This window comes from Burkholderia sp. 8Y (genome assembly GCF_902506145.1).
In the GTDB taxonomy this organism is placed as follows: domain Bacteria; phylum Pseudomonadota; class Gammaproteobacteria; order Burkholderiales; family Burkholderiaceae; genus Caballeronia.
Genome location: NZ_LR733520.1, coordinates 25785 through 43915, shown reverse-complemented (window position 1 = coordinate 43915; position 18131 = coordinate 25785). Strand labels below are relative to the sequence as shown.

20 protein-coding genes and 1 pseudogene are annotated in these 18131 nt (G+C 64.2%); 7 read left to right on the top strand and 14 right to left on the bottom strand.

The window, feature by feature from the left end; all coding sequences use genetic code 11:
* Positions 1 to 29: 29 nt before the first annotated feature.
* Together GV035_RS10835 and GV035_RS10830 are read right to left on the bottom strand one after the other, a co-directional pair.
* Positions 30 to 506, bottom strand: a complete 477-nt coding sequence (locus GV035_RS10835; protein ID WP_159837814.1) for a DUF2244 domain-containing protein — start codon at positions 504 to 506, stop codon at positions 30 to 32.
* Between the two features lie 269 nt (positions 507 to 775).
* A complete protein-coding gene (locus GV035_RS10830; protein WP_159835114.1) occupies positions 776 to 1756 on the bottom strand; it encodes a methyltransferase domain-containing protein in 981 nt (326 codons plus the stop codon).
* Positions 1757 to 1872: 116 nt separating this feature from the next.
* Here GV035_RS10830 and GV035_RS10825 point away from each other — a divergent pair, with 116 nt between their 5' ends.
* Positions 1873 to 2646, top strand: coding sequence for a ComF family protein (locus GV035_RS10825; protein WP_159835113.1), 774 nt, complete (start codon positions 1873 to 1875; stop codon positions 2644 to 2646).
* A gap of 27 nt (positions 2647 to 2673) precedes the next feature.
* Complete coding sequence (gene trmL / locus GV035_RS10820; RefSeq protein WP_159835112.1) at positions 2674 to 3144, top strand: tRNA (uridine(34)/cytosine(34)/5-carboxymethylaminomethyluridine(34)-2'-O)-methyltransferase TrmL; 471 nt, start codon at positions 2674 to 2676, stop codon at positions 3142 to 3144.
* Here the strand turns inward: trmL and GV035_RS10815 are convergent.
* The 5 genes from GV035_RS10815 to GV035_RS10795 are packed head-to-tail and all read right to left on the bottom strand — an operon-like array spanning position 3117 to position 5922.
* Positions 3117 to 3647 (bottom strand): O-acetyl-ADP-ribose deacetylase, encoded by a 531-nt coding sequence (locus tag GV035_RS10815; RefSeq protein ID WP_236572582.1) that lies wholly within the window; start codon positions 3645 to 3647, stop codon positions 3117 to 3119. The two genes, trmL and GV035_RS10815, sit on opposite strands and share 28 nt — an antisense overlap.
* A 26-nt stretch (positions 3648 to 3673) precedes the next feature.
* Complete coding sequence (locus GV035_RS10810; protein WP_159835110.1) at positions 3674 to 4672, bottom strand: NAD(P)H-dependent glycerol-3-phosphate dehydrogenase; 999 nt, start codon at positions 4670 to 4672, stop codon at positions 3674 to 3676.
* 39 nt (positions 4673 to 4711) lie between these two features.
* Entirely contained in the window at positions 4712 to 5182 is a 471-nt protein-coding gene (gene secB, locus GV035_RS10805) for a protein-export chaperone SecB (RefSeq protein WP_159835109.1), read from the bottom strand.
* 57 nt (positions 5183 to 5239) lie between these two features.
* The gene (gene grxC / locus GV035_RS10800; protein ID WP_159835108.1) at positions 5240 to 5500 is read right to left on the bottom strand and encodes a glutaredoxin 3; all 261 of its coding nucleotides are present in this window, start codon (positions 5498 to 5500) and stop codon (positions 5240 to 5242) included.
* Positions 5497 to 5922: a rhodanese-like domain-containing protein gene (locus GV035_RS10795; protein ID WP_159835107.1), complete on the bottom strand. Its 426-nt coding sequence runs from the start codon at positions 5920 to 5922 to the stop codon at positions 5497 to 5499. The genes grxC and GV035_RS10795 overlap by 4 nt, the downstream gene beginning before the upstream one ends.
* 184 nt (positions 5923 to 6106) lie before the next feature.
* Between GV035_RS10795 and gpmA the strand changes: the two genes are divergently transcribed.
* From gpmA to GV035_RS10780, 3 genes are all read left to right on the top strand, one after another.
* Entirely contained in the window at positions 6107 to 6853 is a 747-nt protein-coding gene (gene gpmA / locus GV035_RS10790; protein WP_159835106.1) for a 2,3-diphosphoglycerate-dependent phosphoglycerate mutase, read from the top strand.
* A 256-nt stretch (positions 6854 to 7109) separates the two neighbouring features.
* The gene (locus GV035_RS10785) at positions 7110 to 8693 is read left to right on the top strand and encodes a S41 family peptidase (RefSeq protein ID WP_159835105.1); all 1584 of its coding nucleotides are present in this window, start codon (positions 7110 to 7112) and stop codon (positions 8691 to 8693) included.
* 99 nt (positions 8694 to 8792) lie between these two features.
* The gene (locus tag GV035_RS10780; protein WP_159835104.1) at positions 8793 to 9548 is read left to right on the top strand and encodes a HesA/MoeB/ThiF family protein; all 756 of its coding nucleotides are present in this window, start codon (positions 8793 to 8795) and stop codon (positions 9546 to 9548) included.
* A gap of 3 nt (positions 9549 to 9551) precedes the next feature.
* On the opposite strand, the gene ptsP is transcribed toward GV035_RS10780, so the two are convergent.
* From ptsP to GV035_RS10745, 7 genes are all read right to left on the bottom strand, one after another.
* Positions 9552 to 11312 carry a phosphoenolpyruvate--protein phosphotransferase gene (gene ptsP / locus GV035_RS10775; RefSeq protein ID WP_201303962.1) on the bottom strand — a complete coding sequence of 587 codons (1761 nt, stop codon included), beginning with the start codon at positions 11310 to 11312 and terminating at the stop codon, positions 9552 to 9554.
* A gap of 226 nt (positions 11313 to 11538) precedes the next feature.
* The gene (locus tag GV035_RS10770; protein ID WP_159835102.1) at positions 11539 to 11808 is read right to left on the bottom strand and encodes an HPr family phosphocarrier protein; all 270 of its coding nucleotides are present in this window, start codon (positions 11806 to 11808) and stop codon (positions 11539 to 11541) included.
* Between the two features lie 36 nt (positions 11809 to 11844).
* A complete protein-coding gene (locus tag GV035_RS10765; RefSeq protein ID WP_159835101.1) occupies positions 11845 to 12333 on the bottom strand; it encodes a PTS sugar transporter subunit IIA in 489 nt (162 codons plus the stop codon).
* A 262-nt stretch (positions 12334 to 12595) separates the two neighbouring features.
* Entirely contained in the window at positions 12596 to 13552 is a 957-nt protein-coding gene (gshB, locus tag GV035_RS10760) for a glutathione synthase (protein WP_159835100.1), read from the bottom strand.
* Between the two features lie 50 nt (positions 13553 to 13602).
* Entirely contained in the window at positions 13603 to 14892 is a 1290-nt protein-coding gene (gene gshA / locus GV035_RS10755) for a glutamate--cysteine ligase (protein ID WP_159835099.1), read from the bottom strand.
* Between the two features lie 296 nt (positions 14893 to 15188).
* Positions 15189 to 16658, bottom strand: coding sequence for an ammonium transporter (locus tag GV035_RS10750; protein WP_159835098.1), 1470 nt, complete (start codon positions 16656 to 16658; stop codon positions 15189 to 15191).
* 30 nt (positions 16659 to 16688) lie between these two features.
* Positions 16689 to 17027, bottom strand: coding sequence for a P-II family nitrogen regulator (locus GV035_RS10745; RefSeq protein WP_014190273.1), 339 nt, complete (start codon positions 17025 to 17027; stop codon positions 16689 to 16691).
* Between the two features lie 399 nt (positions 17028 to 17426).
* On the opposite strand from GV035_RS10745, the gene GV035_RS10740 reads away from it, so the two are divergent.
* The gene (locus tag GV035_RS10740) at positions 17427 to 17687 is read left to right on the top strand and encodes an accessory factor UbiK family protein (protein WP_159835097.1); all 261 of its coding nucleotides are present in this window, start codon (positions 17427 to 17429) and stop codon (positions 17685 to 17687) included.
* Between the two features lie 97 nt (positions 17688 to 17784).
* Positions 17785 to 18027: pseudogene (locus GV035_RS10735) on the top strand (magnesium chelatase domain-containing protein); the annotation flags it as partial.
* Between the last annotated feature and the right edge of the window lie 104 nt (positions 18028 to 18131).

The window sequence follows — 18131 nt, the reverse complement described above, 5'->3', positions numbered from 1 at the left end:
GCATCGCGCCTGCCACGCCCAGTTCCTCCTCAAGCCAGGCGTCTCAGTGACGCCTGCAGTTCGGCAGCAAATTGTTTGCGACGATGCTGTGCAAGGTGTTGTCCGACTTTCACCGACTGGCCGCGCGATACGATCGTGAGCGGCTCCCTCGGCGTCGCGCCCGTTTCGACCCGCACCCAGCGCGGATTGAACTCGAACCGCGTCAATTCTTCGGCGTTCATCTGTTCGATCAACAACCGGTTCTGAAACAGCCGGATTCGTTCGTAATCGACGGCGTGTCGCGCATGAATCAGGAACGCGACGGTCACGACTGTCAACTCGACTCCGGTGAACGGCAGCACCAGCCAGGCGCCATTCAGGAAAAGCGGCGTTGCGACTGCCAGCGAAAAGAGCGCCAGCGACGCATAGAAGCCCACGAACTGACGCGGCGACACCGAGCAGTTGCGTTTCATCAGCCAGTCCTTGATGACCGGCTCCGACTCCGTCAGCGTCTGGCTGACCTGCATCGCTGCCTCCATCCGTCCGCACACGCAATCACATACTTTTGCTCGGATTTCGCCCAAATTTGTGTCAGTTCGGGCGACAAACTGACGCATTATAGGCGGGTTGGGTAGCATCCACAAGCAAGGGTCTATACGTCGCAAAGCCAGATGGCACAAGCTTCTGCGCGGAATTGACGCACCTTTTCGCGTGTCCGTCGGGTGCAAATCTATGACATAACACGCACCCTCTTTACCGCTCGACCGAACCGCCCCTCAAACTTCTCTGTCACGCCTCAGCGGTGCGGTTTCGGCCCGCGTCCGATGTCTTCCAGCCGAACGACTCCATGCCCTTCCGCCGTCGTTCGCGGCACCGCTTTCCACGCGTGACCATAGATCACTTCGAACGTGAGCGGGATCGTGCCGTCGTCGCGGCGCAAGGCGTCGAGCGCCCGGTGCACCGCGCCGCGCAAGGCTTGCGCGTCCGCGCGGCCGCTCGCGGCTTCCCGTTCGAACGGATACGCGCCCCAGCGCGCGACATCCGCGAGCAGCGATTCGGGAGAACGATAGGTGATCGTCAGCACTTCCTGATCCATCACCGGAATCTCGAAACCGCTCTCGACGAGCATATCGCCGAGATCGTGCATATCGACGAAATCGATGGTGTGCGGCATCGGCGGCAGGTCGAGCGTGCGTTCGGCTTCGCGATACGCCGCCGCGAGTTCACGAAGCGTGTCGGGGCCGAAGGTGCTGAACATGAGCAAGCCGTTCACCTTGAGCACGCGCTGCCATTCCGGAAACACGAGGTCAGGGCGCGAGTGCCAGTGCAGCGCGAGATTCGACCACAGCATGTCGAACGCGGCCGATGCGAACGGCAACGCCGAGAAGTCGGCCTGCGCGAGTTGCGGGCCGCGTGCGCCGAACGCCTTCGCGAGCGTCGTCGGCAAGAAGCGCCGCCAGCCCGCGCCGCTTTCCGCTTCCGCGGCGTCGGCCGTGTGCGCCCGCGCGAGCATCGCGGCGGAGATATCGACGCCGAGCACCGACGCCTCCGGAAACCGCTCCCGCAAGCGCGGCAGGTCCGCGCCCGCGCCGCAGGCCGCATCGAGCACGCGCGCCGGCGCGACCTTGATGTAATCGAGACGCTCGCGCATGCGATCCGCGATCTCGCGCGGCAGGAACGCGACGTCGTCGAAAGCGGCGGCGCGACGGTCGAAGATCTCGCGCAAACGGCGCGGATCATAGGCCGGTCGGCCAGTTCTGGAAGACGTTGGGGACATGACGATCTGTTCGCGAAGAGTGCGAAGTATACTCGGTCGTCTTGAAATGGGCCCGGCGCATCCGTTGCGCGTGCCTCGGCGTCAGCCCAACCGAGCCTGCCTCACCGCTTTTAGCCATGAACGTCCTTCGCGAGTTGCTGCCATCCACGGCGCGCGCCTCAGGCTTTGCAGCCGTGGCGAAGCGCGCGTTTGAACTCGCGCTGCCTAACCTGTGCGCGTTATGCGGCAATGTGTCGCAGCAATTGCTATGCGCCGGCTGCGACGAACAATACTGGAACGAGCCGCGTTTCCGATGCGCGACCTGCGCGATGCCGCTCGCGCCGTCCACGCTGCGGCGCGACCGCGAAGACACGCGCGTGCATTGCGCCGCGTGCCTTGAGAATCCGCCCGCGTTCAACGACACGCTCGCCATCGCCGACTATCGCGCGCCGCTCGATACACTGGCGGTCGAGTTGAAGTTTCGCGCGCGTCTTGCTGCGGGCGCGGAGTTCGCGCGCCATCTGCACACGCTTTTCGAAGACAGCACGCTCCCGACGCCCGATGTGATCGTGCCGGTCCCGCTGTCGCGCAAGCGGCTCGTCGAGCGCGGCTACAACCAGGCGTGGGCGATTGCGCGTCCGCTCGCGCGGCGCCTTGGCGTACCGGCTGATCCGGCGCTCGTCGTGCGGACCGTTCATACCGCGCAGCAGTCTCGGCTGGATGCCGATACCCGCAGGCGCAACGTCGCGTCGGCGTTCGTCGTTGAGCGCGACGTGCGCGGCAAACACATCGGCGTCGTGGACGACGTGATGACATCCGGCGCGACGCTCGATGCCCTCGCCCGCACGCTCAAGCTCGCGGGCGCGCGGCGCGTGACGAACTTCGTCGCGCTGCGCACCCCGAAAGACTAACTTCGTCAGCCACAAGCACTGCAATCCATGTTCAACGTCGTATTGGTCGAACCTGAAATCCCGCCGAACACCGGCAACGTCATCCGCCTGTGCGCGAACACGGGCGCGCGGCTGCATTTGATCGAGCCGCTAGGCTTTCCCCTCGATGACGCGAAGATGCGGCGCGCCGGCCTCGACTATCACGAGTACGCCGAAATGAGCGTCCACGCGAACTGGGACGCGTTCTTAGCCAAGGAATCGCCCGACGCGACGCGCATGTTCGCCTTTACGACGCGCGGCTCGACGCCGTTCTTCGATCATGCTTTCAAGCCCGGCGACTGGTTCGTGTTCGGCGCAGAGACGCGCGGTCTGGCGGCGGAATTGCTGGAACGCTTTCCGACAGAACAGCGCGTGCGGCTGCCGATGCGTCCTGGCAATCGCAGCCTGAATCTGTCGAATACGGTGGCGATCGTGACGTTCGAAGCGTGGCGTCAATCCGGTTTCGACGGCGGCGCGTGAACGTCGAGTTCGGCGAGATAGAGTGCGAGCATGTCGTCGCTGAAGCACGCGAAGACGACCTGCTGGATTGAAGGCGCAAGCGGCAACGTGTCGATGACCGTCGACACCGCAATCCTCACCGCATCCTCGACGGGAAACCGATAAATGCCGCAACTGATCGCCGGAAACGCAATGGACGCGCAACGTGCCTCGGCGGCAAGTTCCAGCGAACGCCGGTAGCAGTTCGCGAGCAGTTGCGCTTCGTTGCGCTTGCCGCCGCTCCATCGCGGCCCGACCGCGTGAATCACATGCTTCGCGGGAAGCTCGTAACCGCTGGTGATTTTGGCGTCGCCGGTTTCGCAGCCGCCGAGCGTCTCGCATTCCCGCAACAGGCCCTTGCCCGCCTTGCGATGAATCGCGCCATCGACGCCGCCGCCGCCCAGCAGCGACTTGTTCGCCGCGTTGACGATGGCATCGACGTGAAGCGTCGTGATGTCGACGAGGACAGCTTCGAGCTTTGCCAAGGCGCGTCTCCAAAAGAAACGTCGCGCTATTCCGCCTTCGAGTCCCGGCTGAGCAGCGCATGCACCGCGTCGCGCGGCGCGACGTTTTCGAAGAGCACGCGGCATACCGCGTGTGTGATCGGCATGTCGATCCCACGCGACTGCGCGAGCGACAGCACCGCGCGCGCGCAGCGCACGCCTTCGGCCACATGGCCGAGCGCGGCAAGAATCTCGTCGAGCGTGCGGCCGGACGCCAGTTGCACGCCGACCGTGCGGTTGCGCGACAGGTCGCCGGTGGCGGTCAGGATCAGGTCGCCCAGACCCGTCAAGCCCGTGAACGTCTCCGCGCGACCGCCCAAGGCGACGCCGAGCCGCGACATCTCCGCGAGCCCCCGCGTGATGAGCGCCGCGCGCGCGTTCAGGCCGAGGCCAAGGCCATCGGAGATGCCGGTGGCAATGGCGAGCACGTTCTTCACCGCGCCGCCCACTTCGACGCCGATCACGTCGTCGCCCGTATAGATTCGCATGGCGCCGTGATGGAACGCGGCGACCGTCTGCGCGCAAAGTTGCGCGGATGCGCTCGCCACGGTGAGCGCGACCGGCAGGCCGCGCCCGACTTCCCGCGCGAAGCTCGGCCCCGACAGCGTGCCGTTGCTGCTGTGCGCGGGCAGTTCCGCCGCGACGACCTCGTTCGGCAGACATTGCGTGTCCGCCTCGAAACCTTTGCACAACCAGACGATATGCGCGGGAACCACGCCCGCCTGCCGCATCGCGCGACAGAGCGAGCGCAAGCCCGCGACGGGCGTGGCGACGACGCACAGCGCGTCGGGCGCGGCGCCATGCGCGAGCGCGACATCGAAGTCGGCTTCGAATGCGAGCGCGCGCGGCAAGGCGACGCCCGCCAGGTAGCGCGCGTTTTCGTGCGAGTGGGAAAGGGATTCGATGAGCGCGGCGTCGCGCGCCCAGAGCATCGTGTCGTGCCGCGTCGCGAGGTGGCCCGCTAGTGCGGTGCCCCACGCGCCGGCGCCGAGGACGGCTACTTTCATGCTCGGCTCCGGTTCGGCAGAGTCAGTGCGGCGTGACGCTCAGTGCGTCGCGCCGTTCGCCGCGCCTTCCTGGGCGCTCGCGAGCTGGGCGATGCGCTGTTCGTACAGCGCCTGGAAGTTGATTTCCGCCAGGTGGATCGGCGGGAAGCCGGCGCGCGTGATGGCGTCCGCGATGTTCGAGCGCAGATACGGGAACAGAATGGTCGGGCATGCAATGCCGACGAGCGGGTCGATCTGCTCGCCCGGAATATTGCGAATGTCGAAAATGCCGGCCTGCTTCGCCTCGATCAGGAACGCGACCTTGTCCGCGACCTTCGCCGTGACCGTGCCCGTCACCAGCACTTCGAACACGCTTTCCGCGAGACGGTCGGCCTTCACGTCGACTTCGACCTCAACCGACGGCATTTCCTGTTCGAGGAAGATGGCGGGCGAGTTCGGCTGCTCGAGCGACATATCCTTCAGGTAAATGCGCTGGATGTTGAAAAACGGCTGGTTGTTCTCGTCGGACATAGTAATTTCCTAGGTGATTCGGTTGCCCGGCGCGTGGCCGGGCAGTGTGTGGTGATGTCAGGCCGACTCGAGCAGCGGCACGAGACCACCCTTGCGGTCGAGCGCCGAAAGATCGTCGTAGCCGCCGACGTGCGTGTCGCCGATATAAACCTGCGGCACGGTGCGGCGCCCGGTGCGCGACATCATTTCTTCGCGGCGGCCCGGTTCGCGGTCGATCAGCACCTTCTCGATAATTTCGACCCCGCGGGACTTTAAAAGACGTTCGGCCATCTGGCAATACGGGCACACTTGGGTGCTGTACATGACGACTTTTTTCACTTGACGGCTCCTTGTTTCACGACCGGCATTCCTGCCTTCTGCCAGGCATCAACCCCGCCTTGCAAGACGTGGACCTCAGCGTAGCCGGCTTCAGACACCGCGCGGCTCGCACGCTGCGACTGTTGGCCGGTCTGACAGACGAGCACGACCGGATTGCTCTTATTCTTCGCGATCTGGCCGATTTTTGCTTGGAGCTCCGCCGCCTCGACGTTGCGCGCCGACGGCAGATGCCCCTTCGCGAACTCGGCAGCGGGCCGCAGATCCACGACGACGGCGTTGCGCCGGTTGATGAGCGTGGTGGCTTCCGCCGCGGAAACGCCGCCGCGCCCGCGTCGGGTGATGGTTGGCCAGAGCAGCAGCGCGCCCGAGACGAGCGCAATGACGATGAGTGCAATATTCGAGTAATCGGTGAAGAACTTCACGTCTAGGGCCGCCGAAAGATAGTAGAGAAGGAAGAAAGGAAAATGAGGGCAATCCGCGCATTATAAAATAACCCTTTCCCGCGATGGCCCTGGCCATCCGGCCGATGGCGGCACTCCACGCGTGAGGGCAGGATGACGGAGTGCGATCGGGCACCCGATTTTTCAACTGACCGACCTATCAAACATGTACAAGCTAGTGCTCATCCGCCACGGCGAATCGACGTGGAACAAGGAAAACCGGTTTACCGGCTGGGTCGACGTGGACCTCACCGAACAGGGCAACCGCGAGGCGCGCCAGGCGGGCGTGCTGCTGCGCGAGGCCGGCTACACGTTCGACATCGCGTACACGTCGGTGCTCAAGCGCGCCATTCGCACGCTGTGGCACGTTCAGGACGAGATGGACCTGATGTATCTCCCGGTCGTCCATTCGTGGCGTCTGAACGAGCGCCACTATGGCGCGCTCGCCGGTCTCAACAAGGCGGAGACCGCCAAGAAGTACGGCGACGAACAGGTTCTCATCTGGCGCCGCAGCTACGACACGCCGCCGCCCGCGCTGGACCCGAGCGACGAACGCGCGTCCTTCAACGATCCGCGCTACGCCAAGGTTCCGCGCGAGCAACTGCCGCTGACCGAGTGCCTGAAAGACACCGTCGCGCGCGTGCTGCCGGTGTGGAACGAGTCGATCGCGCCGGCCATCAAGGCGGGCAAGAAGGTGGTGATCGCCGCTCACGGCAACTCCATGCGCGCGCTCGTGAAGTATCTGGACGACATTTCCGACGCGGACATCGTCGGGCTCAACATTCCGAACGGCGTGCCGCTCGTCTATGAACTCGACGAAAACCTAAAGCCGATCAAGCACTACTACCTCGGCGATCCGGACGCGATCGCCGCCGCCCAGGCCGCGGTCGCGAAGCAGGGCAAGGCGGGCTAAGGCGCGTATCGAGCCGTTTTTTGCCTGGACGGGCGTCGCTTGGCGGCGCCCGTCGCGCATTCGAAGGCCCGCATGGCGCGTGGCTGACGTCGGGCCGTCGCCGCCGACAGGCGCCGCTGCGTGCATCGGCGAGCGAAGGCTGTCGTCGGCCAAGGCGCCGGGCATTTAAGTTGCGTTTAAGTCGCCTTTGAAAGCGAGCGGGTATACTGGCCCGTCACCCACGATGCAGCCCATTCGATTCCGCACGCACTCTTCTATGCGAAAGAACCTGAAAAACTTCGGCCTGATCGCCGCAGGCGTTGCTGCCGGCGCTCTCGCAACCTTGCAGATTTCCGCGTCCGCGCAGCAAGCCGCATCGTCACCGCTTCCGCTCGATCAACTCCGGCTCTTCGCCGAAGTGTTCGGGCAGATCAAGCACGAATACGTCGAACCCGTCGACGACAAGAAGCTCCTCACCGCCGCGATCAAGGGCATGGTGTCGAGCCTCGATCCGCACTCGTCGTATCTCGACAAGACGGACTACGAAGAGCTTCAGGAACAGACGAAGGGCCGCTTCGCGGGCCTCGGCATCGAAATTTCGTCGGAAGACGGGCTCATCAAGGTGATCTCGCCGATCGAGGACACGCCCGCGTTCCGCGCCGGCATTCGTCCGGGCGACCTCATCACGCGCATCAACGACAAGCCGGTGCGCGGCATGACGCTCGACAAGGCCGTCAAGCAGATGCGCGGCGAACCGGGCACGAAGGTCACGCTGACCATCTTCCGCAAGAGCGACGACCGCACCTTCCCGCTCACCGTCACGCGTGCGCTGATCCGCGTGCAGTCGGTCAAGATGAAGGTGCCGGAGCCGGGGTACGGCTATATCCGCATCACGAGCTTCCAGGAGCGCACGGTGCCGGATCTCGCGTCGAAGCTGCAAGACCTCGCGCGCCGGCAGCCGAACTTGAAGGGCCTCGTGCTCGACCTGCGCAATAACGGCGGCGGTCTGCTGCAAAGCGCCGTCGGCGTCGCGGGCGCGTTCCTGCCGGACAACGCAGTCGTCGTCTCGACGAATGGACAAATCGCGGACGCCAAGCAGACGTTCCGCGACACCTACGACAACTACCGCCTGCCGTCCTTCGATTCCGACCCGCTGAAGAGCGTGCCGGACATCTTCAAGAAGGTGCCGATGGTCGTGCTGACCAACGCGTATTCGGCTTCCGCCTCGGAGATCGTCGCGGGCGCGCTGCAGGATCATCATCGCGCGCTGATCGTCGGCAAGACGACGTTCGGCAAGGGCTCGGTGCAGACGGTTCGTCCGATGACCGCGGACACCGCGCTGCGCCTGACGACGGCGTACTACTACACGCCGAGCGGCAAGTCGATCCAGAATCAGGGCGTGCGCCCCGACGTGCCGGTCGATCAATACGCGGACGGCGACCCGGACGACGCGCTCGTGACCCGCGAAGTGGACTATTCGAATCACCTCGCGAACACGCAGGACCCGAACGAGAAGAAGGAACAGGACCAGCGCGAGCAGGATCGTCTGGAGCAACTGCGTTTGCTGGAAGAGCAGAACGACAAAAAGACGCCCGAGCAGCGCCGCAAGGACCGCGACCGCAAGCCGGTGGAGTTCGGCAGCAACGACGACTTCATGCTTCAGCAGGCGCTGAACAAGCTGGAAGGCAAGACTGTCGTCGAATCGAAGTCGTTCAGCGAACGCAAGCTCGCGCAGAACAAGCCGGCGCGTTCGGCATCGGCGCCGGTGGTCGCGCAACCGGCGTTGCCGGCCACGCCGGGCTCGTCGCCGGCGTCGGGCACAGTGCCGGCTTCGTCGCCGACGGCTCAGCAGTCGAAGTGAGTTGATGTGGGGCTTCGCGGCATCGCGCCGCGAAGCGTGTTTGTCCGGTGCCCCGTCGCAGCGCCGAAAGCCACCTGAGCCCTCCGCGCTCCCCGCTCGATGAACGACGACCAACTCCTTCGCTATTCCCGCCATATTCTCGTCGATGAAATCGGCATCGAAGCGCAGCAGCGTTTTCTCGATGCCCGCGCGGTCATCGTCGGCGCGGGCGGACTCGGCGCGCCAGCGGCGATGTATCTCGCCGCAGCGGGCGTCGGCACGATCACGCTCGTCGATGCCGATACCGTCGATCTCACGAATCTCCAGCGACAGATCGTGCATGCGACGCGTTCCGTCGGTCAGCCGAAGGTCGAGTCCGCGCGACAGACGCTGAACGCGCTGAATCCGGACGTCGAAATCGAAGCGATCAACGCACGCGCCGACGCCGCCTGGCTCGACGCGAACGTGCCGCGCGCCGCCGTCGTGCTCGATTGCAGCGACAACTTCGCGACGCGCCACGCAATCAACGCCGCGTGCGTCGCGCATGGCGTGCCGCTCGTGTCCGGCGCGGCCTTGCGCTTCGATGGACAAATCAGCACGTTCGACTTTCGCTCGCCCGCGTCGCCCTGCTATGCGTGCGTGTTTCTGCCGGATCAGGGGTTCGAGGAAGTGGCGTGCTCGACGATGGGCGTGTTCTCGCCGACGGTCGGCATCATCGGCGCCATGCAGGCCGCCGAAGCTCTGCGCGTGATCGGTGGATTCGGCGAAACGCTCGCTGGCCGGCTGATGATGCTCGACTCGCTGCGCATGGAATGGAACACGATGAAGATCGCGCGGCAGCCGGATTGCCCGGTCTGCGGCGCGCGTCACATCTAAGGATCAGGCTTTCTGCAAACGCGCCAGCGCGGCCTGAAGCTCGGCCGGCTCGTAAGCCGCGAGCACGTCCGCAACCGGCTTCTCCAGCGCCTTCAGATTCGAGCGCAGAATCTCCTGCTTCACGACGAGCAACTGGCTCGGATGCATCGAAAACTCGGTCAGTCCGAGTCCGAGCAGCAGGCGCGTGATCGTCGGGTCGCCCGCCATCTCGCCGCACACCGAAACCGGCACGCCCGCGCGCTTCGCCTCGCGCAAGGTCAGCGCGATCAGATACAGCACCGCCGGATGCAGCGGATCGTACAGATGCGCGACCGAATTGTCCGCGCGGTCGATGGCGAGCGTGTACTGAATCAGATCGTTGGTGCCGATCGACAGGAAATCGAGCCGGCTCAGGAACAACTGCACCGCGATGGCCGCCGCCGGAATCTCGATCATCGCGCCGACCTGCACCTTGCGGTCGTACGCGATGCCCGCGTCGTCGAGCTGGCGCTTCGCTTCGCGGATCAGGTCGAGCGTCTGGTCGATCTCCTGCGCGTGCGCCAGCATCGGAATAAGAATCTTGGTCGGGCCGAACGCCGATGCGCGAAGAATGGCGCGCAGTTGCGTCACGAACATCTGCGGCTCGGACAGGCTCCAGCGAATCGCGCGCAGGCCGAGCGCCGGGTTCGGCGCGGTTTCGTAGCCGTCGCCGCCGGTCATCGAATCGAGCGGCTTGTCCGCGCCCACGTCGATGGTGCGGATCGTCACCGGCTTGCCGTTCATCAACTCGATCGCGCGCTTGTACGCCTCGAACTGCTCCTCCTCCTCCGGCAGCCGATCCTTGTGATTCATGAACAGGAATTCGGTGCGAAAGAGGCCGACGCCCATCGCGCCGGCTTCCACCGCGACTTGCGCATCGTCCGGCAATTCGATGTTCGCGCACAGCTCGATCTTGGTGCCGCAGAGCGTTTGCGTCGGCGAGAACTTGAGGCGCTGGAGCTTGCGCTGCTCCAGCAGCTTTTCGCTTTGACGATACGAATATTCTTCGAGAACGATAGGCGCCGGATCGACGATCACGATGCCATGATCGCCGTCCACGATGATGAGATCGTTCTGCCGGATCAGCGCGCTCGCCTGCTGCACGCCGACCGACGCCGGAATGCCCAGGCTGCGCGCGACGATCGCCGTATGCGACGTGCGCCCGCCGAGATCGGTCACGAAGCCTTTGAACGCCTGCGTCTTGAACTGGAGCATGTCGGCGGGCGCGATATCGTGCGCGACGACGATCATCTCGTTGTGTCCGTTGCTGGCGGCCGTGTGGACGACGAGCGACGCCGCCGTCGGCGCGCCCGCCAGCGCCTTCAGCAGGCGCTCGACGACTTGCTGGATATCCGCCTTGCGCTCGCGCAGGTATTCGTCTTCGATGTCGTCGAAGTAGCTGCCGAGAATCTCGAGTTGTTCGGCGAGCGCCCATTCGACGTTGTAGCGGCGCGTGCGAATCAGGTCGATGGTTTCCTGCACGAGCATGGCGTCGTTCAGGATCATCGTATGGACGTCGATGAACGCGCCCATTTCGGTGGGCGCGTCGGCGGCGAGGTCTTCACGCAACGCCGCGAGTTCGGCGGCCACGGCAGCTTGCGCCGCCACGAAGCGCGCGATTTCCGCGTCGATCTGATCCGGCTCGATCAGATAATGGGCGACGTCGAGCGCGGCCGGCGCAATGAGATACGCTCGCCCGATAGCGATGCCTCGTGATACGGGAATTCCATGCAGCGTGAAAGACACGCGCACCTCCTCTAGTTGTGATGTAACCGCGGTCTCTCAGACCCGCAGCGGGCGCTTGGCCGCACAGGCAATTATAAGTTCGAACCTATCGAAAGTCCCTGCACGGCCTGTCGCGGCAGGAACAAGCCGATTTCCCCGCGTTACCGCGTGACCGGACGAAGCAGGCACAAAAAAGCCGCGTCGATGCGCGGCTTTTCGTTGTTTGCGTACAGCTTTCGGTGATGCGTTATTGCCCTTCCCCAAACTTGTCGGCGATCAAGCCGAGAATCGCCTGCATGGCTTCGGCTTCATCCGGGCCTTCGGTTTCGATCGTCACCGTGCTGCCGATTCCGGCTGCCAGCATCATCACGCCCATGATGCTTTTCGCGTTGATGCGGCGGCCGTTACGGCTCATCCAGATCTCGGACTGATAATTGCCGGCGAGTTGCGTCAGCTTGGCGGACGCCCGCGCGTGCAGCCCGAGCTTGTTCACGATGGTTGTTTCCTGTTGCTGCATGATGCTCCGAAACGCGAGTGGATGAGGGAAGCGGCGTCAGTGGCTGGCGGCCTTCGCGGCGGCGAGATCGGCGCTCGCGGAACACGCCGGATCGGGCGAGCCGGCCGCTTTGGTTGCGAGCGCGCAGGGATTGAGCGGCGTCGACGCATCCAGTTCCTGTATGCCTTTCGAGCCGCCTTGCAGAATCTTTTCGGTGAGCGTGTCGAGCGGCGTCGCGCGATAGCAGACGGCGCGCACCAGCATCGGTAAGTTGACGCCCGCGAGAACGCGCACGTCCGGTTCGGCGAGGCTCGCCGCGATGTTCGCGGGCGTCGCGCCGAACACGTCGGTGAGCACGATGGCGCCGTTGCCTTCTTTCAGGCGGTCGATTTCCGAGCGGGCGAACGCGCGAACTTCGACCGGATCGCAGTCGGCGGTCACGTCGATGACGCCGATACGCGCGGGCAAGCCGCCGTAAATATGAGCGACGCACTCACGAAGCGCGGTGGCGAACGGTGCGTGCGCGATGATCAGAATGCCAGCCATGTCGGGATTGCTGCCTCTGTAGCGACGAATACGTCAGAGATCGCTCGAAAACGCGCGAGCGCCGCGTGTTACGCGCCGTATATGCGTCCGTCCGGCCGGGAAATCAACCGGTGACGCTGACGGCGCTTCCCGTACTGCCGGCTTGCTGAATCTGATCCAGCCTTGGTTCGCAAGCCGTCGGGAAGTCAATTGTAACAGTGCTGGCAACGCGCGTTTTGCAGTGCGCAAAACGCTATGTTCGACACAACGCGCAACGCGACCGTCAGCCGACTGCCCGCTCCAGCGCGTCGATGAACATGCCCGCCACATCGAAGCCGGTCTGATCCATGATTTCGCGAAAGCACGTCGGGCTCGTCACGTTGACTTCGGTGAGGTAGTCGCCGATCGCGTCGAGGCCCGCGAGCAACAGTCCGCGCGCCTTCAGCACAGGCCCGAGCGTCTCGGCGATCTCGCGGTCGCGCGCCGTCAGCGGCTGCGCGCGGCCGAGCCCACCCGCCGCCAGATTGCCGCGCACTTCGCTGCCTTGAGGAATGCGCGCGAGCGAATACGGGACGGGCTCACCGCCGATCACCAGAATGCGCTTGTCGCCGTCGGAAATCTCCGGGATGAACTTCTGCGCCATCACCATGCGCGCGCCGTTCTCGCTCAGCATCTCGATGATCGAACCGAGATTCATGCCGTCCGCCTTCACGCGGAACACGCCCATGCCGCCCATGCCGTCCAGCGGCTTCAGAATGGCATCGCCGTGCTCGGCGTGGAATGCACGCAGGCGCGCCGGGTCGCGGGTGACGAGCGTCGGCGCGACGAATTGCGGCCATTCCGCGATGGCGAGCTTCTCCGAATGATCGCGAATTGCCTGCGGCTTGTTGAACACGCGTGCGCCCGCGCGCTCGGCCATTTCCAGCAGCCAGGTCGCGTTCACGTATTCGAGATCGAACGGCGGATCCTTGCGCATCAGCACCGCGCCGAACTTCGCGAGCGGCAGATTCTCAGGCTCCGCCGCCGAAAACCACGGCGAGCGGTCGCTGTCCGCTTCGTCGCCGATAATCTCGATGCGGCGCACGTTCGCCTCGACCGCGTTGCCCGTCCACGCGAGATGCTGCGGCTCGCACGCGTATAGCGCGTGACCGCGGCGCGCGGCTTCGGCCATCATCGCGTAGGTCGTGTCCTTGTAGATCTTGAAGTGATCGAGCGGGTCGGCGATAAAAAGAATGTCCATGGTCTTCGCTTGGGTTCTCGCGGCCTGCGAGCTTACCGCAAGCCGCGCACTTACACCTGAATGGCTTCGGGATCGGTCTTTTCGAGTTCCACCGACGCCGCGAGCAGCCCCAGCCGCGCGACCACGCCGTACATGTAGAAGCGGTTCGGCGGCGCGGCGCCCGGCTTCGCGTGCGCGTCCGGCAGCGCCGTGTGCTCGAAGCCGAGCGGCACGAAGTGCATGCCCGGCGCGTTCAGGTTCTGGTCGCGCTCCCGGGAATCGTGCACGCGATAAAAACCGCCGACCACATACCGGTCGATCATGTACACGACCGGCTCCGCCACCGCGTTCTCCACGCGTTCGAAGGTATGCACGCCTTCCTGCACGATCACGTCGTGGACTTGCAGGCCGTCCTTCGCGTCGTTCATCTTCGCCCGCTCGCGCTTCGTGAGCGCCGCGACTTCGCTCGCGTCGTGCACGGTCATCACGCCCTTGCCGTAGGTGCCGGCATCCGCCTTGATGACCACATACGGCTTCTCGCTGATGCCGTATTCGCGATACTTCTTCGCGATCTTCTTGATGACGCCGTCGATGGCGTCCGCGAGCGCCTCTTCGCCCGTGCGCGCCTCGTAGTCCACGCCTTCCACGTGCGCGAAGTACGGGTTCACCATCCACGGATCGATCTCGACCATCTTGGCGAACTTCTTCGCCACGTCGTCATAGCAGGCGAAGTGCGTCGATTTGCGGCGCACGGCCCAGCCCGCGTGCAGCGGCGGCAGCAAATACTGCTCGTGCAGATTTTCGAGGACCGGCGGAATGCCCGCCGACAGGTCGTTGTTGAGCAGAATCGAGCAAGGATCGAAGTTCTTCAGCCCCAGCCTGCGCGGCGTGCGTTCAAGCGGCTCGAGCACGATCTTCTGGCCATCGGCGAGCGGAATCGTCACCGGGCCGTGGATGTTTTCATCGAGCGTGCCGAAGCGCACGTTCAGCCCCGCCTGCCGCATGATGGCGGCGAGCCGCGCGACGTTTTCCAGATAGAACGCGTTGCGCGTATGGCGCTCGGGAATCACGAGCAGATTCTTCGCATCGGGACAGATTTTCTCGATGGACGCCATCGCCGCCTGCACGGCGAGCGGCAGCACTTCCTGCGGCAGATTATTGAAGCCGCCGGGAAACAGATTGGTGTCGACGGGCGCGAGCTTGAACCCCGCGTTACGCAGATCGACGGAACAGTAAAACGGCGGCGTGTGCTCCTGCCACTCGAGACGGAACCACCGCTCGATGGCTGGCGTGGCCTCGAGGATTTTCCGTTCGAGATCGAGCAGAGGGCCACTCAACGCCGTAACTAAGTGCGGAACCATTGATTTCTCGCGGACAGCTTTGCACGGGACCGGAGCGATACTTCCCGGCCGATAGGAGACGAAAGATTGTAGAGCAATTGTTTTGCCTAATTGGGGATGGGCCGCCAATTACCAAGGTCTCCTGCGCCAGGTCAGGCAACGCGCCGCGAGTTCCAATGGACGAAACCCGGACGCGCGGTTTTTAATTGCTCATTCAGGCAAAAAAAACCCGCCATGAAGGCGGGCCAAGTCGCTGCGCTCGTTCTGGTTGCCACAGCGCGCGCGTAATTGAAAACGCGCAGGCTGCGGCAAATGTGTCATTCGACGTGTTCGCCGTGCAGCGTCACATCCAGACCTTCGCGTTCCTGTTCTTCGGTGACGCGCAAGCCCATGGTCATGTCGATGATCTTCAGCAGGACAAAGCTCACGACGCCCGAGTAGACCAGCGTGACGAGCACGCCCTTCGCCTGAACGAGCACGCTGCCGTCGAAGCCGCCGATGTCCTTCACCGCGAACACGCCCGTCAGCAACGCGCCGATGATCCCGCCCACGCCGTGAACGCCGAACGCGTCGAGCGAGTCGTCGTAGTTGAACTTGTGCTTGAGCCACGTCGCCGACCAGAAGCAGACCACGCCCGCGACGATGCCGATCACGATGGCGCCCGTCACGCCGACGAAGCCCGAAGCCGGCGTCACCGCGACGAGCCCCGCCACCGCGCCCGAAATGATGCCGAGCACCGACGGCTTGCCCTTCGTGATCCATTCCGCGAACATCCAGCCGAAAGCGGCGAATGCCGTGGCGATCTGCGTCGTGAGCATCGCGAAGCCCGCACGGCCGTCAGCCGCGACCGCCGAGCCCGCGTTGAAACCGAACCAGCCGACCCACAGCATCGACGCGCCGATCAGCGAGAGCACGAGATTGTGCGGTGCCATCACTTCGCGGCCGTAGCCGACGCGCTTGCCGAGCACGAGACAGCACATGAGACCCGCGATACCCGCGTTGATGTGCACCACCGTCCCGCCCGCGAAATCGAGCACGCCCGCCGTCGCGAGCCAGCCGGTCGGTTCCCAGACCATGTGCGCGATCGGCGAATAGACGATTAGCGACCACAACGCCATGAAGACGAGCATCGCGGAGAACTTCATGCGGTCGGCGAACGCGCCGGTGATGAGCGCCGGCGTGATGATCGCGAACGTCAGCTGGAACGCGAAGTAGACCGACTCCGGAATGGTCGAGGCGAGATGGCTGACGGTGAGCGTCGTCGCCTTGTCGCCCTTGATGTAGGCCATGCCGTGCAGGAACACGCGCGAGAAGCCGCCGATGAACGACCCGCCCGGCGTGAACGAGATGCTGTAGCCGACCACCGTCCAGAGGATCGTCACGAGACAGCAGATCGCGAAGCTCTGCATGGCGGTCGCGAGCACGTTCTTCTTGCGCACCATGCCCGCGTAGAAGAGCGCGAGGCCGGGAATCGTCATGAACAGGACGAGCGCCGTGGACGTCAGCATCCACGCGGTGTCGCCGGAACTGATCTTGGACGAATCGACGGAGAACGGCTCGGTCGGCGCGGCGGGCGCAGCCTCCGATGCGCCGGATGCCGCAGCGGCGGCTTGCGCCGACGACGCCATCGCCGTGTTCGCGCTGGCGGGTGCGCTTGCCGTCGAAGCGGCGTCGGACGCGGGTGCCGAGGCGGCGGCCGGTGCGGACGCGTCCTCTGCGAGTGCGGTGCCGACATTCGCGCCGATCAGCGCGCCCGCCACCATCAATGACATCAAAAAGTTGCGCATTCTGCTGGTTCCTCTTATCGCCGATTTTTCTTAGAGCGCGTCCGCGCCGGTCTCGCCGGTACGGATGCGAATCACCTGTTCGATTGCAGTGACGAAGATCTTGCCGTCGCCGATCTTGCCCGTGCGCGCGGCACGTTCCACGGCTTCGATCGCCTGATCCACGATGTCGTCCGACACCGCTGCTTCGATCTTCACTTTCGGCAGGAAGTCGACGACGTACTCCGCGCCGCGATACAGCTCGGTGTGTCCTTTCTGGCGGCCGAAGCCCTTCACTTCCGTGACGGTGATGCCCGAAACGCCAATGGCCGAAAGCGCCTCGCGCGCTTCGTCGAGCTTGAACGGCTTGATGATTGCGGTAATGAGTTTCATGAGTCCCTCGCTGTGGTTGCCCGATCCTTGGAGCCTGCCGTTCCGCTGAAAAAGCGTGCCGAAAAGGTCGCGCCACTTATGCAACTCGTATGCCAAGCGAGTACTGGCAAGGCTTTCCGGCGATACCGCGAATCAGCGCGCCGCGCCCTCTGCCGAACGGCCAACGCGCGCTGCGTGTGCTGGCGCGGGGGCCGGTTCGTTGCTAGAGTGGTCGCGAGGTCCGTAAAAAGGGCATGGACGGCGAACGCAGCTGCGAGCCGGCGCTAAAATCGCGTCGCCTGTGAGATGGCCCCGGCGCGCGCTCGCTAGAAACGCGGGCGCACCAAGTTCGATCATTCGATGTTTCGGGGCACTGACCTAACAATGAATGCACTTTATTTGTGCAAGAAGGGAGAAACGATGAAACAGCCCAACGACGTTTTCAACGACCTGCAGCAGAAGATGAGCGAACTCTTCAAGAACTCGCCCGCGAAGGACGTCGAAAGAAACATGAAGGCGATGCTTTCTCAGGGCTTCTCGAAGCTCGATCTCGTCACGCGCGAAGAATTCGATACCCAGACGCAAGTGCTGGTACGCACGCGCGCGCGGCTTGAAGAACTGGAAAAGCGTGTCGCGCAACTGGAGCAGCGGCTCACGAGCACGGGCGCCGCGCAAGACTGAGCGCGCTTTCCTTCTGGTACCCGGCCGGCGAGCCGTGAAGTCCTAGTCTTATTGCCGGCGCAGCCGTTTTCCGGCGCGCGCCGTTTCAGGTGAAAACATGTCGCTTGCCGTGGTACGCAGCCGCGCGCCCGCGCCTGGGCGCGCGCCGGAAGTTGTCGTCGAAGTGCATCTTGCCAACGGGCTGCCGTCGTTCTCCATCGTCGGTCTGCCCGATCTCGAAGTCCGCGAAAGCCGCGAGCGCGTGCGCGCCGCGTTGCAGAACTGCGGCTTCGACTTTCCCGTCAGCCGCATTACCGTTAATCTCGCGCCCGCCGACTTGCCGAAGGAGTCGGGCCGCTTCGTTATGGGGTGTGGTTTCTGTTACTTGTTTTTCTGTTTTGTATTAGTCTCGTAGAGACGAGCAGCGGGTGGGGTCCGGGGAGGGTTTACATGACGAGACGGGCT